The sequence below is a fragment of the Bacillus sp. FSL K6-1033 genome (assembly GCF_038630765.1).
Lineage (GTDB): Bacteria > Bacillota > Bacilli > Bacillales > Bacillaceae > Bacillus > Bacillus altitudinis.
Window position 1 is genome coordinate 3108413 of record NZ_CP152041.1, and the last position, 20074, is coordinate 3128486.

The 20074-nt window shown below is 42.4% G+C and carries 22 protein-coding genes; 4 read left to right on the forward strand and 18 right to left on the reverse strand.

Going from position 1 to position 20074, the window contains the following annotated elements; translation table 11 throughout:
- Positions 1-62: 62 nt before the first annotated feature.
- The 8 genes from hisIE to MHH31_RS16060 are packed head-to-tail and all read right to left on the reverse strand — an operon-like array spanning position 63 to position 6498.
- Entirely contained in the window at positions 63-692 is a 630-nt protein-coding gene (hisIE, locus tag MHH31_RS16025) for a bifunctional phosphoribosyl-AMP cyclohydrolase/phosphoribosyl-ATP diphosphatase HisIE (RefSeq protein ID WP_079919149.1), read from the reverse strand.
- Complete coding sequence (hisF, locus tag MHH31_RS16030) at positions 689-1447, reverse strand: imidazole glycerol phosphate synthase subunit HisF (protein WP_035389615.1); 759 nt, start codon at positions 1445-1447, stop codon at positions 689-691. The genes hisIE and hisF overlap by 4 nt, the downstream gene beginning before the upstream one ends.
- Entirely contained in the window at positions 1444-2181 is a 738-nt protein-coding gene (gene hisA, locus MHH31_RS16035; RefSeq protein ID WP_039169085.1) for a 1-(5-phosphoribosyl)-5-[(5-phosphoribosylamino)methylideneamino]imidazole-4-carboxamide isomerase, read from the reverse strand. Before hisA ends, hisF begins: the two co-directional genes overlap by 4 nt.
- Positions 2178-2816, reverse strand: coding sequence for an imidazole glycerol phosphate synthase subunit HisH (gene hisH / locus MHH31_RS16040; RefSeq protein ID WP_268382125.1), 639 nt, complete (start codon positions 2814-2816; stop codon positions 2178-2180). The genes hisA and hisH overlap by 4 nt, the downstream gene beginning before the upstream one ends.
- Positions 2816-3400, reverse strand: coding sequence for an imidazoleglycerol-phosphate dehydratase HisB (hisB, locus tag MHH31_RS16045; RefSeq protein WP_268382127.1), 585 nt, complete (start codon positions 3398-3400; stop codon positions 2816-2818). Before hisB ends, hisH begins: the two co-directional genes overlap by 1 nt.
- Complete coding sequence (hisD, locus tag MHH31_RS16050) at positions 3397-4686, reverse strand: histidinol dehydrogenase (protein WP_327862215.1); 1290 nt, start codon at positions 4684-4686, stop codon at positions 3397-3399. Before hisD ends, hisB begins: the two co-directional genes overlap by 4 nt.
- Positions 4683-5330, reverse strand: coding sequence for an ATP phosphoribosyltransferase (gene hisG / locus MHH31_RS16055; RefSeq protein ID WP_259253531.1), 648 nt, complete (start codon positions 5328-5330; stop codon positions 4683-4685). The genes hisD and hisG overlap by 4 nt, the downstream gene beginning before the upstream one ends.
- Positions 5323-6498: an ATP phosphoribosyltransferase regulatory subunit gene (locus MHH31_RS16060; protein WP_017368113.1), complete on the reverse strand. Its 1176-nt coding sequence runs from the start codon at positions 6496-6498 to the stop codon at positions 5323-5325. The genes hisG and MHH31_RS16060 overlap by 8 nt, the downstream gene beginning before the upstream one ends.
- A gap of 230 nt (positions 6499-6728) precedes the next feature.
- Between MHH31_RS16060 and MHH31_RS16065 the strand changes: the two genes are divergently transcribed.
- Entirely contained in the window at positions 6729-7520 is a 792-nt protein-coding gene (locus tag MHH31_RS16065; protein WP_178897353.1) for a C39 family peptidase, read from the forward strand.
- A 31-nt stretch (positions 7521-7551) separates the two neighbouring features.
- Here MHH31_RS16065 and MHH31_RS16070 read toward each other — a convergent pair whose 3' ends face one another.
- The 7 genes from MHH31_RS16070 to hprK all read right to left on the reverse strand — a co-directional run bounded on the left by MHH31_RS16070 (position 7552) and on the right by hprK (position 12677).
- Positions 7552-8193, reverse strand: a complete 642-nt coding sequence (locus MHH31_RS16070; RefSeq protein ID WP_035389623.1) for an NAD(P)-dependent oxidoreductase — start codon at positions 8191-8193, stop codon at positions 7552-7554.
- A gap of 87 nt (positions 8194-8280) precedes the next feature.
- Entirely contained in the window at positions 8281-8709 is a 429-nt protein-coding gene (locus MHH31_RS16075; protein ID WP_024719891.1) for an Rrf2 family transcriptional regulator, read from the reverse strand.
- A 69-nt stretch (positions 8710-8778) separates the two neighbouring features.
- A complete protein-coding gene (locus MHH31_RS16080; RefSeq protein ID WP_024719892.1) occupies positions 8779-9297 on the reverse strand; it encodes an acyltransferase in 519 nt (172 codons plus the stop codon).
- Position 9298: 1 nt separating this feature from the next.
- Positions 9299-9949, reverse strand: coding sequence for a pyrophosphatase PpaX (gene ppaX, locus MHH31_RS16085; protein ID WP_017357895.1), 651 nt, complete (start codon positions 9947-9949; stop codon positions 9299-9301).
- A complete protein-coding gene (locus MHH31_RS16090) occupies positions 9946-10890 on the reverse strand; it encodes a nucleoside recognition domain-containing protein (RefSeq protein WP_113746945.1) in 945 nt (314 codons plus the stop codon). Before MHH31_RS16090 ends, ppaX begins: the two co-directional genes overlap by 4 nt.
- A gap of 18 nt (positions 10891-10908) precedes the next feature.
- Complete coding sequence (gene lgt / locus MHH31_RS16095; RefSeq protein ID WP_035701537.1) at positions 10909-11733, reverse strand: prolipoprotein diacylglyceryl transferase; 825 nt, start codon at positions 11731-11733, stop codon at positions 10909-10911.
- Positions 11734-11744: 11 nt separating this feature from the next.
- Positions 11745-12677 (reverse strand): HPr(Ser) kinase/phosphatase, encoded by a 933-nt coding sequence (hprK, locus tag MHH31_RS16100; RefSeq protein ID WP_003212943.1) that lies wholly within the window; start codon positions 12675-12677, stop codon positions 11745-11747.
- A gap of 176 nt (positions 12678-12853) precedes the next feature.
- Here hprK and nagA point away from each other — a divergent pair, with 176 nt between their 5' ends.
- Genes nagA through MHH31_RS16115 form a run of 3 tightly spaced genes read left to right on the forward strand, consistent with a single transcriptional unit; the run spans position 12854 to position 15513 of the window.
- The gene (gene nagA / locus MHH31_RS16105) at positions 12854-14044 is read left to right on the forward strand and encodes an N-acetylglucosamine-6-phosphate deacetylase (protein ID WP_342495003.1); all 1191 of its coding nucleotides are present in this window, start codon (positions 12854-12856) and stop codon (positions 14042-14044) included.
- Positions 14044-14769 (forward strand): glucosamine-6-phosphate deaminase, encoded by a 726-nt coding sequence (gene nagB, locus MHH31_RS16110; RefSeq protein ID WP_058336964.1) that lies wholly within the window; start codon positions 14044-14046, stop codon positions 14767-14769. Before nagA ends, nagB begins: the two co-directional genes overlap by 1 nt.
- A gap of 18 nt (positions 14770-14787) precedes the next feature.
- On the forward strand, positions 14788-15513 hold the full coding sequence (locus tag MHH31_RS16115) for a GntR family transcriptional regulator (RefSeq protein WP_268382134.1): 726 nt from the start codon (positions 14788-14790) through the stop codon (positions 15511-15513).
- A 26-nt stretch (positions 15514-15539) separates the two neighbouring features.
- On the opposite strand, the gene MHH31_RS16120 is transcribed toward MHH31_RS16115, so the two are convergent.
- The 3 genes from MHH31_RS16120 to MHH31_RS16130 form a co-directional block, all read right to left on the reverse strand.
- A complete protein-coding gene (locus MHH31_RS16120) occupies positions 15540-19394 on the reverse strand; it encodes a metallophosphoesterase (protein WP_342495004.1) in 3855 nt (1284 codons plus the stop codon).
- Between the two features lie 94 nt (positions 19395-19488).
- Positions 19489-19875 (reverse strand): phage holin family protein, encoded by a 387-nt coding sequence (locus tag MHH31_RS16125; RefSeq protein ID WP_007500042.1) that lies wholly within the window; start codon positions 19873-19875, stop codon positions 19489-19491.
- Complete coding sequence (locus MHH31_RS16130; protein WP_008348183.1) at positions 19876-20070, reverse strand: PspC domain-containing protein; 195 nt, start codon at positions 20068-20070, stop codon at positions 19876-19878. It abuts the gene before it with no gap.
- Between the last annotated feature and the right edge of the window lie 4 nt (positions 20071-20074).

Sequence of the window (20074 nt, forward strand, 5' to 3'; positions counted from 1 at the left end):
AAAAGGAAAGGAAGGATTTGTTTTTCATTTAAAAGCAAAAAGCCGGGGATACCCCCAGCTTTTCATTCCCCTTGATGGCGCTTTTTCAATACCTTTAATACATCATCAAGAGGCAGCTGCTGTTCACGTAATAACACAAGAAGGTGATACAGGAGATCTGCTGTTTCCCATTTCAATTCTTCTTGATCACGGTTCTTCGCCGCAATGATCACTTCAGAAGCTTCTTCCCCTACCTTTTTCAGGATTTTGTCGACTCCTTTTTCAAAAAGATAGGTCGTATAAGCTCCTTCTGGCATTTCCATCTGCCGTTTCGCAATGACCTGTTCCAGTTCATTTAAAATGGCAAAGCGGTCTTGTTCTCCCCTTGGCTGTTTCACGCCATCTTCTGAAAAACAGCTATAGCTGCCTGTATGGCAGGCTGGGCCGCTTGGTGTCACTAGAACAAGCAGGGCATCTTGATCACAGTCATAGCGAATAGATGTAACACGCTGGGTGTGTCCAGATGTAGCTCCTTTGTGCCAAAGCTCATTTCTCGATCTGCTAAAAAACCATGTTTCCCCTGTCTCTAATGTTTTTTCATAGGATTCTTGATTCATATACGCCAAAGTAAGAACTTCCTTGCTTTGAGCATCCTGTACAATGGCAGGAATGAGACCTGCATCATTAAAGGTTAATTCGTTTGCCTGTTTCATCTTACCTTCACCCCGTGTTCTCTCAAATATGTCTTCACCTCTTGAATAGAGGTTTCTTTATAATGGAAAATAGAGGCTGCGAGTGCGGCATCAGCTTCACCTTTTGTAAAAGCCTCCAGCATATGCTGCGCATTGCCAGCACCTCCTGAAGCAATAACTGGCACTGTGACTGCTTCTGATACAAGCCTCGTCAAACGATGCTCAAATCCCGTTTTCTCACCATCGGCATCCATGCTAGTCAGCAAGATCTCGCCTGCTCCTCTTCGCACGGCTTCTTTCGCCCAGTCACTCACTTCTAAATCCGTTTGACGACGTCCTCCGTGCGTATAGACCATGTATGCTTGTTTCTCTTCATCGTATTTCGCGTCAATCGCAACAACTATGCACTGTGAACCAAAAAAGTCGGCTCCTTCTGTTATTAGCTCCGGTCTTAAAACAGCCGCTGTGTTCACAGACACCTTGTCTGCCCCCGCTCTTAATATACGCTTCATGTCATCAAGGTGGTTAATCCCGCCGCCCACCGTGAATGGGATAGCGAGAGTGGATGCAACTTGTTTCACCACATCCACCATTGTTTTTCGGCCTTCATGAGAGGCAGATATATCAAGAAAGACGAGTTCATCCGCACCTTCCTCGTCATAGATCTGCGCTAATTCGACCGGATCACCAGCATCCTTCAACCCTAGAAATTGGATCCCTTTGACCACACGCCCTTCCTTTACATCAAGACATGGAATGATTCGTTTTGTCATCATATGCTGTCAAGCCCTTCAAACGCTTCTGCTAAAGTAAATTGCTTTGTGTACAGCGCCTTGCCAATGATTGCACCAGACACACCTGTCTGCTTTTGTGCTGATAGCTTTTGCAGATCACCTACTGCACTGACACCACCTGAGGCAATGACTTGTTTGCCAGTTGCTTCTGCTAATCGAACCGTACTTTCCACATTTGGACCAGACAGCATGCCATCCATTTGAATATCAGTGAAAATAAAGACCTCTGCGCCTTCCTTTGCCAGTTCCTTACCGAGTTCCTCCGCCTTCACTTCCGACGTTTCAAGCCACCCTTCAGTCGATACAAAACCGTTTCGTGCATCAATGCCAATGGCAATTTTCTCTCCATATTGCGCCAGCATTTTTTTCACAAAAATCGGGTTTGACACCGCTGAACTGCCAAGAATGACTCTCGATACGCCATTGTTTAGATAGAATGCAACATCTTCTTCTGTCCGAATGCCGCCGCCAATTTGGACATTCACATCTAATGAGGAAGCAATCGCCAGCACATGCTCGTGATTCACGCGTTTTCCTGCTTTTGCGCCATCTAAATCAACAAGATGTATCCATTTCGCTCCTTCATTTGCAAACCGTCTCGCCATGTCTAACGGTGAATCTCCATAAATGGTTTCTTGGTCATAGTCTCCTTGCACAAGTCGTACACATTTGCCATTTCTCATATCAATTGCTGGATATAATGTAAAATCACTCATTTGCTCACCCTCTGTTCGTTTGCTAATTGAATAAACTGTTTCAGCAGTGCCATTCCTGTTGTACTGCTTTTTTCAGGGTGAAACTGCGTTCCAAACACATTCCCCTTCCCAACAACGGCAGGTACTTGAACGCCATAGGGCGCACTTGCCAATAGATCTTCTGGATTCATGCCGCTCACATAATAAGAGTGAACAAAGTATGCAAATCCTTCCGGCACACCGTCAAATAATGGTGACGGCTGATGAAATGTGAGCTCATTCCAGCCCATATGAGGCACCTTCAGCCTTTGTCCATCCTGATCACGATCCTTCAAAAGAACGACACGTCCTTTTAAAAAGCCTAACCCTTTTGTTTTTCCTGCTTCTTCACTTTCTTCAAACAACAGCTGCATACCAAGGCAAATGCCAAATAACAGCTTTCCTTCCTGCACGACTTGGTGGATAAACGCCTCAAGTCCTGTCTGTCTTAACAGCTGCATCGCATCACGAAACGAACCGACTCCTGGCAAAATGTACGCATCTGCCTTTTTCAGCTCCTCTACTTCAGAAGACACGATATAAGACGCTCCTGCTCGTTCCAGTGCTTTTGATACGCTAAACAAATTTCCCATTCCATAGTCAATGACGCCAATCATTAGAGCATCCCCTTTGTCGACGGAATCCCTTTCACACGCGGATCAATAGTTGTTGCTTCATCTAAGGCGCGTGCCATCGCTTTAAAAATGGCTTCAATCATATGGTGGGTATTGGATCCGTAGTGAACGATCACATGAAGATTGATTCGTGCTTCAAGGGCAAATTTCCAAAGAAACTCATGAACCAGCTCCGTATCAAAGGTGCCGACCTTCTGACTAGGGAAATCGGCTCTCATTTCCAAATGAGGACGATTGCTTAAATCCACGACGACTTGGGCGAGTGTTTCATCCATTGGAACAAAACTAGAGCCGTAGCGCTTAATTCCTTTCTTATCACCGAGCGCTTCTTTAAACATCTGCCCAAGCACGATGCCAATATCTTCTGTTGTGTGGTGATCATCGACATCTGTGTCTCCTTTTGCATCTACAGTTAAGTTAAAGTGCCCGTGCTTTGTGAATAAGTCGAGCATATGCGTCATAAAAGGGACATCTGTTTGAATATCTGCTTTTCCTTCACCATCAATCTCTAGCGCTAACGAAATGTTCGTTTCATTTGTCTGTCTCGCTGTTTCCGCCTGTCTCATTTTGATTCCTCCCGCTTTCTCGCTTCAATCGATCTTGCATGTGCTTCAAGCCCTTCTAATCTTGCAAAAGCCGCAATGCTTTCCCTATGTGTTTCAAAGGCTTCTTTGCTATATGAAATGATGCTCGTTTTCTTTTGGAAATCCGTGACGCCAAGCGGACTGGAGAATCTTGCTGTCCCGTTTGTTGGCAGCACATGGTTCGGTCCTGCGAAGTAATCCCCTACCGGCTCTGGGCTGTAACGCCCTAAGAAAATCGCTCCAGCATGCTTGATTTGACCAAGTAGTGATGCTGGATACGCCGTCAGCACTTCTAAATGCTCTGGGGCTAACTGGTTCACGATATCAACTGCACGATCCAAAGATTCTGTCACGTAAATATAACCATGGTCTTGAATAGATTGTGCTGCGATTGATTTTCTTGGCAAAGTGTCCAACTGCGCTTGCACCTCTGCTTGCACTCTTTCAGCCAGTACCTTGGATGGTGTCACCAAAATACTAGATGCCAACGCATCATGCTCTGCCTGTGAAAGCAAATCAGCTGCCACCTCATGTGCAGTTGCCGTTTCATCTGCTAAGACAGCAATTTCACTTGGGCCCGCAATCATATCAATGTCTACTTGACCAAATACTTCCCGTTTGGCAAGTGCTACATAAATGTTTCCTGGACCGGTGATTTTATCAACAGGCTGGATACTGTCCGTTCCATATGCAAGAGCAGCTATCGCCTGAGCACCACCCATTTTGTACATTTCTGAAATGCCCAGCTCCTTCGCTGCTACTAGTACAGCGTCAGACAGACGACCGTCTTTTCCTGGCGGTGTCACAAGGACAATTCGCTCAACGCCGGCAACAAGTGCCGGGATCACATTCATTAAAACAGATGATGGATAGGCGGCCGTTCCGCCTGGGACATATACACCGACCGCATCGAGCGGTGTTACTTTCTGACCTAGCATTGAACCGTCCTTTTGGTGATAAAACCAAGAGGAGGTCAGCTGACGCTCGTGGTATGTTCGAATATTCCGGATCGCCGTTTGGATGATTTGGATCATCTCCGGGTCCAAACGTTCGTAGGCTTTTGTCTTTTCATCCTCCGTCACAAGTGGCTGTTCAATAGAGACACCGTCAAATTGCTTCGTGAAAGACCGTACCGCTTCGTCACCATTTTTTCTCACTTCTTCGATTATTCGCTGAACAGCCAATCGCTGCTCTTCCGTTCCTGTATCTAGAGAACGCTTGAGTGAGAGAGTGTCTGTCTCACCTTCTTGTATGTAGGTGATGTTCATGATGTTTCCTCCCCTTCTCCTTCGATGATTCTTGCCAGACGCTGCGCCATTTCATCGATTACCGCATCCTTCATTCGATAACTCACAGGATTGACAATAAAACGTGACGTAATGTCACAAATATGTTCCGTTTCGACAAGCCCATTTTCCTTAAGTGTTTGACCGGTGGAGACAATGTCAACAATTCGATCGGCAAGTCCGATGAGCGGTGCTAATTCAATGGAACCATTTAGCTTAATGATCTCCACCTGCTCACCTTGTTCTCTAAAATAAGAAGAAGCGACATTTGGGTACTTTGTGGCCACACGCGGCGCGACACCGCCCCAGCTGGCTCCCGGCAAGCCCGCTACAGCTAAATGACATTTGCTAATGTTTAAATCGAGCACTTCGTACACATCCCTTGCTTCTTCAAGCATGACGTCTTTGCCTGCAATGCCCACATCTGCTACACCGTGCTCTACATATGTCGTCACATCCATTGGCTTCGCTAAAATAAAGCGGAGACTTTCTTCCGGTACATCAATGATTAATTTTCTTGAATCTTCGAATTCCTCCGGCAGCTGATATCCAGCCTGTCTTAATAGCCCTGCTGCTTCTTCAAATATCCGCCCCTTTGGCATTGCCATTGTCAACACTTTACCCATTTTGCTCTTCCTTTCTAGCGCCGATAAAATAAGTCACTTGCTCAAATGCCTTGGTCATGGCATCGATATTTTCAATACCTGCTAAGTCTTGGAGAACAATCCTTTTGCCCTTTGTCCGCTCTTTTTCTGCAAAATCAAATGCTTCAAGCCGCTGTTCTTTACTAAAAATCACAGCCTCTTGGGGCTCATTTATTTCTTTTGCGTCGAGCGCCTCAAGAAGACGGTCTAATCGAAGTCCAAAGCCTGTAGCGGGTGCGGGTGCATCAAAGTGAGCAAGCAATTGATCATACCTTCCTCCACTTCCGATCACAGACCCAACATGATCTGCAAATACTTCAAACAAAATCCCCGTATAGTAGCTCATATGACTGACCATGCTTAAATCCAAACGGATATATTCTGTACAGCCGTAATCTTCAAGTGTCTCCCACAGCGCCTTTAACTCCGCAAGCACTTCTTTGCCCTCTTGTGACACCACAATTTCTTCAGCCTGCTGGGTCACTTCTTGACCGCCGCGCAGCTCTAAAAGCTGGAGCAGCCTTGTTTTATCGATGGATGAGAGCGGCAATTGTTTAACATGCTGCCTGTATCCCACATAATTCTTTTCATATAAAAATCGGCGCAATACGTTCGCCCGCTCTGTATTCCCTAGTACATCTAAAAACAAGGTCTCAGCCAAAGCCACATGCCCGATCGCAATTTTGAAGGATTGAAGTCCAGCATTTTTTAATGCAAACACGACAAGCGCTATGACTTCAGCATCTGCACTAATCGAACCATCACCGATCAATTCAATACCAACCTGCTCAAATTCAGAAGGTCTTCCGCCTTCTCTTTCCTGTGCCCGAAACACGTTTGCTGCATAACCGACTCGAAGCGGATACGCCTGTTCGTGAAGCTTTGAAGCCGCCACTCTCGCAATTGGTCCCGTCATATCAGGTCTAAGCACAAGGGTTTGACCATTTTGATCAAGAAGCTTAAACAGCTGCGTATCTGTAATCGCCGATTGAACACCGACTGTATCGTAAAATTCAAGCGTTGGCGTTTCCATTAAACGATAACCCCAACCATTCATGACCTCTGTTAAAGAATGCCTAACTCTTTTCTTCGTCTCATACAATCCTGGTAATGAATCTCGCATACCATATGGTTTTTCAAACATGAACATGTTCCGCACCTCCAACACATTAAAACAAAAAATTCCGAATCCTTTAGTTCGCTAATATGATAATATGCTAACAAAATAAAGTGATTAAATCAATCATTTTTATTTTCCCCTTTTTTTCCTTAATCATTTGTTCATATATTACATTCAAATGACACCTAATCCTTTTTGATCTCTTTGCTTTAGGAACATGCTATAATACTTAAAAATATTGAATAACACAGGAGATTACAGTGAAATTCATCCAGACATTAATCTTAACTTTGTTGTGCGCATGTCTTGTTTATTTCGGCTTTATTTACATTTCACAATTCGACCAAGTCAAGAAAACAACGTCACCGCAAGAAGCCAAAGAAAAAGAAAATGATACCGCACTAGCAGCAGAAGAAACACGTTCTACGAAAAAAACAGAAACAACACATTCTAGTTTAAAAGGAAATAAAAAAGCCATGGACGTCATCCTCTTTAATCAAATGGATGCACCAAAGCTTTATAACGGATGCGAAGTCACGAGCTTAGCCATGCTTCTTCATTACAGCGGCTATGAGCATATAACGAAAAACGCATTGGCAAACGAGATTAAGCGTGTCCCGCTCAATTATGAGAATGGCTTAAAAGGAGACCCTCATGACGGGTTTGTAGGCGATATGGAGAATGGGCCAGGTCTTGGTGTGTACCACGAACCCATTTATCAGCTTGCGAAAAAATATGCAGGTAATCAAGCGGTGGACTTGACCGGCAAGCCAGTCAAAAAGGCCATCTATCAATCACTTGAAAAAGGTTATCCTGTCTGGGTCATTACCACTTCGACCTTTGCCAAAACAGATAACATTGAAACATGGAATACACCAAATGGGAAAATAGATATCAGCTTTAATATGCATAGCGTCGTCATCACTGGCTATGACAAAGATCATGTCTACTTAAATAACCCTTACGGAGAGAAGAATCAAAAAGTAGATCGTGAACAGTTTGAGGATTCTTGGAAACAGATGGGCAGCCAGGCGATTATCATTAAAGCATAAAACCCCGCTAAATAGCGGGGTTTTTATTTTCTTATTCTGCTTCAGAAACCACAGTAAAACGTTCTCCAACATGAGCAGCTTGTTCTATCTCATCGACAAGCGCAACGGCGTAGTCAGCATAACTCACATAGCTGTCACCCTTTGAATTGACGATAAGATGGTCTTTGCCTTTCACATAAGCACCTGTCCGTTTGCCTGCTGGATTAAAGAAGGCTGCTGGACTTAAAAATGTCCATTTTAATCCTTCGGTCTTTTGAAGATCTTTTAAGTTTTCTCCTTGGTGTGAAGCAGTAGCAAAGTATTCCTTTGGAAACTCCGGTGTGTCCATCAGTCTAGTTGTTTTGGCCTCATCTACAAATAAACTTCCAGCACCTCCCACAACGATTAAACGCGTTTCTGGTGTCTCTTTCAAGAGATGAATGAGTTTTTTCCCTGCTTCTACATGAAGGTGCTCTTGTCCTGCTGGTGCACCAAATGCGTTTACGATCACATCAAAACCTTTGACGTCTCCTGCCTCTAAGTGAAAAACATCCTTTTCTAAAACAGCTGCTGATGAATTGGTCACTTTTTGTGCATCTCGAACGATTGCCGTTACTTCGTGCCCTCTCGATTGAGCTTCTTTTAAAATGTGTTGTCCTGCTTTACCTGTTGCGCCAATGATTCCAATGTTCATGTAAATTCCTCCTACAATATATTGTTATTTTGATCACTTAAGATGTAACCACGATAGTTACAACAGAGGTAAAAAAAATTGAATAGATCATCCAATTTTTTTGATTAAAACCTGCGTTAGTTCACTTAATTTGATCTCAGCAAGCACTTGCTCCATCGCACTTTGAGCACGGCACAAAATTAATTCTAGTACAGCTTGAATATTTGCACCGATCGGACAGTCAGGGTTTGGGCTTTCATGAATTTGAAACAACTCTCCCTCATCCACAACTTCAACCGCTTTATACACATCGAGCAGTGTCATGTCATCTTCACTGCGATTCAATTGAGAACCGCCTTTGCCAAGACTCGTTGAGATTAGGCCTGCTTTTTTGAGCTTACTCATGATACGGCGAATCACCACTGGATTTGTATTGACACTTCCTGCGATATCCTCCGATGTCTGTAAAGAACCTTTTTCAAGTGATAGCAAGGCCAGAATATGGACAGCGACAGTAAATCTGCTGCTGATTTTCATGTTTTCTCACCTCTGTTGTAATCATTATAGTTACACCAAGTTAGAATGTCAACAAAAAAGTCTGCCGAGCTACTCAGCAGACGAAGATTGACGTGCTTCCATTTCCTCTTTCGTATAAATCATCCGCATTGGATTTCCTCCAACAAAGGAGCCTGCCGGAACATCTTTGTTCACAAGAGTTCCCGCCGATACAATCGCACCATCACCAATTGTCACTCCAGGTAGAATCGTTGAATTTGCTCCGATTAACACTTCATCACCAATATAGACTTCCCCAAGCCTATACTCTTTAATCAAATACTCATGGGACAAAATGGTCGTGTTATAGCCAATCACACTATTTCGACCGACAGTGATTTTCTCAGGAAACATGAGATCGACCATCACCATTAAAGCAAACGCCGTATCCTCCCCGACTTTCATTCGAAGGAAGGTGCGATAAATCCAATTTTTCATTCCCATAAAAGGCGTATACCTTGCCATTTGAATAAAGATAAAGTTTTTCACAACCTTGAGAAAGGGGACCGTTCGATAGACTTGTCTAAGCGAATTGACCCCTTTGACAGGATAACGATCTGTTTTTCTCAACTTAATCAGCTCCAACAATCGCCAAGAGATCACTCATTTTCTGCAGCATATAATCTGGGCGATGCTTTAACAGGGCTTCTTCTCCCTTAATAGACCAAGCAACACCTGCTGTTTTCGTCCCTGCCGCTTGACCAGATAAAATGTCGTGATAGTTATCGCCAACCATGATCGCCTCATGCGGATCACTGCCGAGCTTGGATAATGCCAGCTGGACTGGTTCTGGATGCGGCTTTTCATTTTGTACATCATCAAGTGTGACAATGACCTCAAAAAATGGCTCCAATCCAGTCAGCTTTAATCCCATTAAGACCGTATCACGGATTTTTGTTGTCACAATACCAAGCTTAAACCCTCGATCTTGGAGGATTTTCAACGTGTCTAACACCGTCTCGTACTCCGTCACAAGCAGGTCATGCTGTTCATGATTAAACGTTCGATACATCTGAATCATGTCATCTGTCAGATTCGGATCCATTGCAGAGAATGTATCAAATAATGATGGACCAATGAAATGAAGGATATCCTCACGGCTGTATTGACCAGGGTAATAATGATCAAGCGTATGCTGAAATGAAGCAATAATTAATTCATTTGTATTAATTAATGTGCCATCTAAATCAAATAGCACTGTGTTAATAGTTGATTGGTTCATATAGCTTCCTTTCTAACAGCTGCATGTTCCCGCCTCCGCCAAATATAGCTGATGGCAGCTGTCAATAAAATAGCAGAAATAAGGCGAATAAGAAGAAGCGGCCAGACTGGAATACCTAAAGGAATGAAAATGAGTGTATCTTCGACCACCGCATGACACGCCACAAGGAAAATGAAAGCAAGCGTTAAATCCTTTTTGCTGACACCGTCCTCTTCCACTGCTTTCATCATGACGCCTGCCCCGTAGGCAAGACCAATGGTCAAACCAGCCACCATCGTCATAGACGTATTTTCTTTCATTCCAAGCATTCTCGTAAAAGGAGACAGCCATTTAGACAGCGTATGGAGCCACCCTAAGTCTCTCATGAATTGAATGATGATCATGAGAGGAATGACAATACAAGCCAGCTGCAGCACACCAAGAACAGCTTTCTGTAAAGCAAGAAGTACGATCATAAACCAGCTAGAAGGCACATCAGCCGACTGAGCAGCTGTCAGCAAACCATATTGCGCCGGTTCCTCGCCTCCCTGCCAAACGAGGTGAATGACAATTGCTGACACGACGGCAAGACTGATTCTGACTAGCAAAATGACAGACACCCGCAGCCCAACCTTCGCCGCCACTGTTGATTCGATGATCAAGTTGTGACAAAAAGAGAGCATGACCGCTAAAATGAACACTTCCTTCACAGGCAGCTCTAATGTCAAGATGGCTGCAATACCCGCATACAAGTTCAGCATATTTCCTAAAACAAGCGGAATGGCCGCTTCCCCTGAAAGACCAAACAGACCCATAAATGGACGGATGAATTGTATAATCCAATCCATCACAGGTGTATGCTGCAAGATACTAACGAGAATGGTAACCGGAAAAATGACTTTTCCAAGTGTCCAAGTTGTCGATAACCCTGCTTTCAAGCCGTTTTTCCATGTCTCCCCCATCTCTTATCCCCCTTGCTCTTAATTTGATGAGTTGTTCTCTTTATACGGTATAGATGCATATCCCTTGATTCTTCTAAACACAATCAGCAAAACAGCCACTGCAAATATGGCAATTGAAATCATCTGTGCAATTCGAAGGTGCTCAGTCAGCATTAAGCTGTCTGTTCTCATTCCTTCAATGAAGAAACGACCGATTGAATACCAGATTAAATAAGACAAGAACATTTCGCCTCGACGCAATGATGTTCTACGTAATAAGATTAATATCAAAACGCCTGCGATATTCCATAATGATTCATATAAGAACGTAGGGTGATAGTAGGTCCCGTCAATGTACATCTGATTAATAATAAACTCAGGCAGGTGCAAATTTTCTAAAAAGGCTCTTGAAACAGCCTCACCATGCGCTTCCTGATTAATAAAGTTCCCCCAGCGCCCGATGGCTTGCCCTAGTAAAATACTAGGCGCTGCGACATCGGCGATTTTCCAAAAGGACACCTTCCTCACTTTAGTAAAGACAATCGCTGTCAGCACCGCTCCTATCAGTCCGCCATGTATGGCAATTCCGCCATTCCAAATCTTGATGATTTCATTTGGGTGCTGCTGATAATAATCCCATTCAAAGGATACATAATAAATTCGTGCACAAATAATGGCGATAGGAATGGCAAATAAGATGAGATCAATAAACATATCTTTATTGATGCCTCTTTTTTCACACTCCCTTAATGCGAGCCAGAGTCCAAGCAGGGCTCCGACCCCAATAATCACACCATACCAATGAACCGAAATAGGTCCGAGCTGAAAAGCAATCGGATCAATTGGTTGAATTGCTTCATTCATATAGACAGCTCCTATTCATCCTGGCCATTGTCTTCAATGACATCGGCAAGTTTACTTGTAAATTGTTCCGCTGCATTATGTCCCATTCGTTTCAATCTGAAGTTCATTGCAGCTACCTCGATGATGACCGCTAAATTTCGTCCCGGACGTACAGGGATGGTCAGCTTTGGTACATCTGTATCGATGATTCGCATTTTTTCTTCCTCAAGTCCTAAACGGTCATACTGTTTGCCTTGTTCCCAAAGCTCAAGGTTCATAACAATCGTAATTCTCTTATAGCTTCTGACAGCGCCCGCTCCAAATAAGGTCATCACATTAATAATGCCTAATCCACGGATTTCTAGAAGGTGCTCAATCAGCTCTGGTGCGCTTCCAACTAACGTATCCTGATCCTCTTGCCTAATTTCCACGCAATCGTCTGCAACCAGCCTGTGTCCTCTCTTCACTAATTCTAAAGCCGTTTCACTTTTACCTACGCCACTTTTCCCAATTAACAGCACACCTACACCATATACATCTACGAGTACGCCATGAATCGCAGTCGTTGGTGCAAGCTTGCTTTCTAAGAAGTTCGTTAATCGACTCGAAAGTCTTGTCGTTTTTAAGCTTGAGCGTAAAACCGGCACTCCATTTTCGTTTGATGCTTCGATCAATTCCTTTGGTACTTCACGATCTCGTGACAAAATGATGGCAGGGGTAATATCTGTACAAAGAGACATCATTCTCTGCTTTCGTTCGCGTTCTGGGAGCTGTTCAAAAAAAGAAAGCTCTGTCTTCCCTAAAAGTTGAACTCTTTCTTTTGGGTAATATGTAAAATATCCAGCCATTTCAATACCTGGTCTGGAAAGATCACTGATTGTAATGGGACGATTAATCCCTTCTTCCCCACTTACCAGTTCAAGATGAAATTGTTCCATTATGTCCTTCGTACGAACTTTCGGCACGCTTCTTCCTCCTTTTATCACAGGCGTTTCAGAAATACAGCTCTATTTTATCACTTTCAATGATGAACCCAAAATAGTATTTTATCCTGATCCTGTTTCATCACATTTGCTGGTATAGACAACTATACTTAAAAAAGGTAAACTGAATCTAACGACGAGAATAAGGGGGCACAATCATGAGCAGTTCTTTATTGCTCTCCAATATTCATATTGTGACAAAGACAGAAATCATTGAAAACGGTTTTGTCGGTTTACGCGATGGCAAGATCGACTATATTTCAACATCACCGCCGACAGGAAATTATGAAAAAGTATATATTTCCCGGGAAAACTTTTATTTACTCCCCGGAATGATTGATATTCACATCCATGGAGGATATGGTGCAGATATGATGGATGCGACACCAGAAGCCATGAATACACTTGCTGATCACTTACCCGCAGAAGGAACGACAAGCTTTTTAGCAACAACCATTACACAAAATCATCAAGAGATTGAGCAAGCACTTAAAAATGTTGCACAGTGGAGACCCTATAATGAAAAGCAGGCAGGAAGTCAGGCACAATGTTTAGGCATTCATCTAGAAGGTCCTTTTATTTCTAAAGAGAAAGCTGGAGCGCAGCCTGCTCAATGGATTACACAGGCTAGCCTTCCTCTTTTTGAGAAATGGCTGAGTGCATCAGATCAGCTGATTCGAATTGTCACTTTTGCTCCTGAGGAAGATACTGATTTTGCATTTCTTTCCCTGCTAAAAGAAAAAAACATCATTCCTTCTATTGGACATACAAATGCCCCTCATGACATGATTGAACTAGCAGCAAAGCACGGCGCGCGTCATGTCACGCATCTTTATAATGCGATGAGTTCATTTCAGCATCGTGAGCCAAATGTTGCAGGGGCTGCGCTTACAAACGAAAAGCTTTTGACTGAGCTGATTACAGATGGCATTCATTCTCATCCTCTTTCCGTAAAGCTTGCGTATTTGGCAAAGGGTAGTGAACGTTTGATCATGATTACAGACTCAATGCGTGCAAAAGGACTTGGAGAGGGAACCTACGAATTTGGCGGACAGACTGTGACAGTCAGCGGTAAAAAAGCATTGCTGGCAGATGGTACACTTGCAGGATCGATTTTACAAATGAAAGATGGGGTCAAACGTATGAGACAGATCACACAATGTGGATGGACAGAAATTGCTCAAATGACCTCAACAAATGCAGCCACTCAGCTCGGGATCGATCATCAGCTCGGTTCGATCGAAGTTGGAAAACTGGCAGACTTGGTCATTTGGGATGAAGCTGGCGAACTCATGATGACGATCTGCCATGGACAAATCGTTTATGAAAAAAAGGAGGCCACACACTGATGAACATCATCGAATTTGCTGATAAAGATCAATTAGGAAAAGCAGCTGCTGCTTTCATTGCACGTACCATTAAATCAAAAACAGATGCGGTTCTCGGTCTGGCAACTGGCGGTACACCAATTGACACTTATAAAGAGTTAATTCAGTTGCATCAAACAGAACAATTGTCTTTCAAACAAGCAAGAACAGTGAATCTGGATGAGTACGTGGGAATTGATCAAAATCATGAAAATAGTTATATGACTTACATGAAGCGTCATTTATTTGACCATATTGATCTCCCATCAGATCAATATTTCCTCCCCAATGGTGCTGCTTCTCACTTGGAAGAAGAGTGCTTAAGGTATGATCAGCTCATTGAAGATTTAGGGGGCATTGATCTTCAGCTACTTGGTATCGGACAAAATGGACATATCGGGTTTAATGAACCTGGTACTCCCTTTGACTCAAAGACGCATGTCGTCCAATTAGATGAACACACTCGCCAAGCCAATGCAAGGTACTTTTCTTCTATAGATGAGGTACCTACACATGCCATTACAATGGGAATTGCAAGCATTCTTTCAAGTAAAAAAATTCTCCTTCTCGCATCAGGAAAATCAAAAGCGGACGTGATACAATATTTAGAACGAACAGAGATTCACCCAGACTTCCCTGCATCTGCTCTGAAACTTCATGAAGATGTGACGATTTTTATTGATCGAGAAGCTGGTTCACTACGCTAAACACGAGAGGATTTTCACATGTTTATTGATAAGCAGTCACCTATCCCCATGTACCATCAGATTATGGAGAACTTGAAAAAGCAGATTGAGGATGGAACGTTAGCACCTGATACACTCATTCCTTCTGAAAGAGAATATGCCGAACGCTTTGGTATTAGCCGAATGACTGTCAGACAAGCCTTATCGAACCTTGTGAACGAAGGATATTTATACCGGCAAAAAGGAAAAGGAACATTTGTTAGCCGAAAGAAGTTTGAACAACCGCTTCAGGGCTTAACAAGCTTTACAGAAGATATGCGTCAACGTGGGCTCAAAGCTTCAAGTCAGTTGATTGATTTCAAAAAAGTCGCATGCCCAGAGCACTTGCTGCAATCATTACAGCTGTCGAACAGTGAAGATGTCTATGAATTAAAACGAATCCGCCTTGCAAACGATGAACCAATGGCTATTGAAACGAGTTATATTCCTGAAAAATTTGCTGGCGAGCTCACAAAGGACCATTTAACTGGATCTTTATATGAATATATAGAAGCGAACACAGGTCTAACCATTGCCCATGCCAAGCAGGAGCTTGAAGCCAATGTTGCTTCAAAGGAAGAAGCTAACGTGCTGTCTATTTCATTAGGGGACCCTGTTCTCTCCATTGCAAGAACAACTTATTTTCAAAATGACCTTCCATTCGAGTATGCCATGTCCGTTTATAGAGGGGATCGATACAAGCTCACTCACACAATGGAAAGATAAAACTGTGCTCCTGAAAGCACAGTTTTTTATTTCCTAAGAAATGTTGATTGATCATCATTTTTTGTATGAATTTTCCATATAGGCGAAATCGCTTTCCCTTCGAAACGGTCTTTTGCGACAGTGTACCAATAATATTCTTGATTTGGCTTTAACCCTTTCCATTCAAAGGTTGCTTTTTTACCACTTTTCACACCTTTGACTTCTCCAAGAAGAACGTTTGTGTAGACATTCAATTCAAAATAATTGGTTTTAACGGATTTCATTTTTGGTGTTAAATCGACATCAATTGAGAATTCATCTTGATCTCCATACGTTTTTGGATCATAAAAATGTTCTTGATTCAAGTAAGGTGAGTATGTGGTGAAATGAAGCTTATTTTTTTCTTGATCCGCAGTGATCAGCCGCATAAAACCTTGACCGCCTTCAGGACCTGACTGGTAATCTGCAAGGATTTGATATACTTTTCTGTCTACTTTTCCATCATGATCATCGTCAATCTCATCTACTTTTCGACTGGCTCCGTGGTAGTGGCCACTAAATACTGCGACAATATTCGGGTGACGCTTTACCACTTGATGGAAGATCAAATCTCCAATTGGGCTTCGATTGCCGCTCACTAACAAATACTCATGGAAATTTAAAATGACAATGCGATCTGGATGTTCAGAAATGACTCGATTTAACCAGTCAATCTCATTTTGCTTGATCCCCCAGCCCATATACACCATCATATAATCATTGCCACCAGCAGAGATAAGATCATAATGACCTCGATTGTTTTGATAAGATTCACCGTAATATGGCTTGTCTTCAAAGCGTTTCGCTCCAAAGTATCTCCCATATTCCCTATAATGGCCGTCTTTGTGTCTGACATCATGATTACCAGCTAATACACCGTAAGGAATCTGATGCTGATCTAACACACGCATAAATGTATCGGCACGATTCCATTGCTTATCCTTTGAATCATCCACAATATCACCTGTATGGAACACATATTGAATATTTAATGGGTCCCTTTGATCTCTGATCCACTCGACCATTTTTTTGAAGATATGAGGATAACTTCTGGCATAATATTGAGTATCAGACATCCACACCATCTTATAAGGCTTTAACGTCTGACTGATCTCATCTTGTACAAGCAAATCAAACGTTTGATTTTTCATATACTGTCTGACTGACAGCAGCCCTTTCAGGTAAAATTCCTTTTCATCCTTGGCAAAGTGATGAGTGATTTTATCCCACTTTTCTTGCTGATGATTCCAAGCGTACATCGTTACCTTTCTCCCTGATAATGAGCTTCCTTTCCATACAGCCTCGACAACATCCTTTTCACGTACATCGTGATGAACCTTGATTTGAAAGCGATGATAAGGAAAATGCTGTAGATCTTTCGTTTCCACCGATTTACCATCAGCAAATGCAATGCGATTTCTTTCTCGATCAGAAAAAATCATTTCCCCTGTTTCATTTAAATGTTTTGGCGGCTCTGTTTCCGCTGCATATTTGAAAATCTTCATGGACGGATGCAGCGATGTATATTGATAGGCACGGTAAAAGGAGTAATCTAACTGATCATTAGTAGGATCATTGGTTAGCACTGTTTGCTTAGATGATTCCTTTTTTGTCCTATCTGACACTCTCTCTGGCGTTTCAGGGTGTTCATGTACCGTCTTAAAAACCTTTTTCAAAGTTGATTTGTTTCCAGCGGCATCTTTTGCTTTTATCTTCAATGTGTGCTCCCCAGGTTCTAATTCGCTAGAGGACGTTTGATAAGGCAAAGAGATCGGTTTTCCATCTAAATATGCCTTCATCTCCGCTATGTCACTCCAACGATCCGTCACCTTTGCCTTTAACGTAAAGACGCCTTTATATTGGTCATTTGCCTGTATATTACTCTTGATTTTCGGACCCGTGTTATCGACTTTCACACGTACAGATTGAGATTCGTCTGCGGTTTTAGCCTGAACAACATGTACTCCTTCTTTCAGCCTTCTTGTATCCCACTGAATATAGCTTGAAGCATATGCTTGCTTCGGGATTTGAAACTGAAATGCTCTTACTTTCTTAGCGCTGCCACCGTCGCCCATTTTCCATTCCTCATGCTGGCTCGCATTTAGAGGCAGAATTTGAGTTCCATTCGATAAAATCATCTGGACATTTTTCAATTCAAAATCATCGTGATTTTCTCCAGGAAATCGGTCAAACGGCGATGACTTCGTCCCAGCATGGAATGATATCGTTTGTGGACCTGCCTTTTCTAAGTGTTTTTCTGGTATTGGTATCGTATAGGTGCGATACACTTTTGTCGAATCATCAAAAATGGAAAGTAAGTGCTTACCTATAGACACACCATTCTTAAAATATAAATTTGTCCCTTTGACATCAAATGCAAGATATGGATCTGCTTCAAGTGCAGGGAATACTTGTCGAATCGGTTTTCCATCTATCATTAATTTTATGCTTTTTTTCTGATCTGCTGTTGCTTTTAAGTGAAATACGCCAGAAACCGTATCTCCTTCTTCTACATTCAATCGAAGGCCGTGAGCTTTGCTTACTTGTTCCACATCAATTGTTTTTTTCATTGTCATTACTTGATTTTCGCCGTCAGACGCTTCAATCTGATATTCCAATCGATCTTTACCGATGAGCTCAGGTGAATAAATAATATAGTGAAACAGCCGATCATTATGATCCTTTTGAAGCAACACCTCTTTAAAATCTTCATGACGATTGGTTCGATATCGCAATTTGACCGTTTTGACGGACTGATCATCCTGCACATCTGCCCTCATTTCAATGCCTTCAGTTGGTTTTATCGGTTGATTGTCTGTCATATCTTCGATCACAGGTTTATGAACATCTTGTGATATTTCTTTTTTTTCAGTTGGAATTTGTGCTTTTAACACTTTTCCGGGTGTTGGCTCTTCCTCCACTTTCGAGATCAGCTTCATTTGTGTCGTACCATCCATTGGATACTTGAACAGTAACGATCTGTGCTCGCTAAACAATGAAGGCTTTAAACGATAGGATGCCGACGATACCTCTTCTCCTATATTTGTTGTGATAGAAACAAGGCGGGATTTAGAATTGGACAATCCTTTACTCTCAATGACCGATAGTTGCTCGCCCTCTTTTAAATGGCTTTTGTACATCGCATTAAAGTCCGCTACCGTTAAATGCTCCTGCCCTTTTTTTCTAAGCCAAAATACGTACGGCTTTCCAGGAGAAATGGTGATAGGACTTGTGTGAAATGAATATATATCATCCATCTCCACGCCTTGCGCTGGATTGCGATAGCGAAGCTGGTAATGTCGAAGTGAAATGGGTGCATGTGTTGTGTTATACACCTCGATGAATTCAAAAGCATCCTTGCCTTTGCGGTTTTTTGAATTCACGACGATTTCTGTCATCAATAGCTCAGGAATTTGTGAGAGATCCTCTTCAAATCCGTTTAAGTGAACTGCTTGTTCGGTTGTTTTGATGACAGACTTCTGCGTCAGGAATTCTGTATAGTAATGAACTGTTGGATTCCACAACTGATCTGTCGGGATTTTCGCTGTGAATTCTGGTTTCATCCCCGGTAATCGTTCCATTGGGATCAATCGATATCCTAGTTCATCACTCTGTTTATAGTACAAGTTTGCAGACAAAATTTGCTCTGACTGACTAATAGATGCCCTAAATTGAAGATCACGTTTTTTTCCTTGAACCGGACGGACATCTACTTGAAATTGATCAAAGATAAAAGGTGAAAAGGGCTTATTTCGTATGTTCACTTGTGTTTGTGTCAAAGATCCTGCTGAAGCAGGCTGACTGAAACAAAAAAGAATGCTCAAAAAAAGCAAAAGAATGATTTGTCTGCTCACATTCACCATCGTGCACCGCCTCCCTTCGGATATTGTGTCTCCTGAAGACGGTTTTTATGACAGATGGAACGGGGAAACGATATAAATTCACACAAAAAAACCGTTAGCTTTTTTTCGCTAACGGTTCCACGATTCCTTTCTGTATGAGCAGATGGAAAATGGATAAAATGACAGCCATCCAAATGGCCGTTCCAAACCCATCAATGTTAAAACTATCTCCCATAAAGCTTGAGGTCATCATCAGTGTGATGGCATTAATGACAAAGAGGAACAATCCTAGTGAAAGTACTGTCACTGGCAGCGTTAAAATGATCAAAAACGGCTTCACTAAAATATTGAGCAAGGACAAAATAATACTTGCTACAATCGCTGCGCCAAAGCCTTCAATATACACACTACCAAGGCCTGGCAAAATGCCTGAATCAAAATATCCAGCAATGACGATTAAAAGTAATGCATTGACGAAAATACTAACGATCCATCTAAGCATTTAGTTAGTGCCTTCTTCCGGAACAACAAAATACCAGATGAAGTAGATCAAGAAGATCGGCATAAATGCTGTCATAAATCCGATGATCACCGTTAAAATACGAAGCAGGGATGCATCGACACTTAAGTATTCAGCAAGTCCACCGACAACTCCCGCTATTTTTTTATCTGTCGCTGAACGATAAAGCTTCTTCATGTAG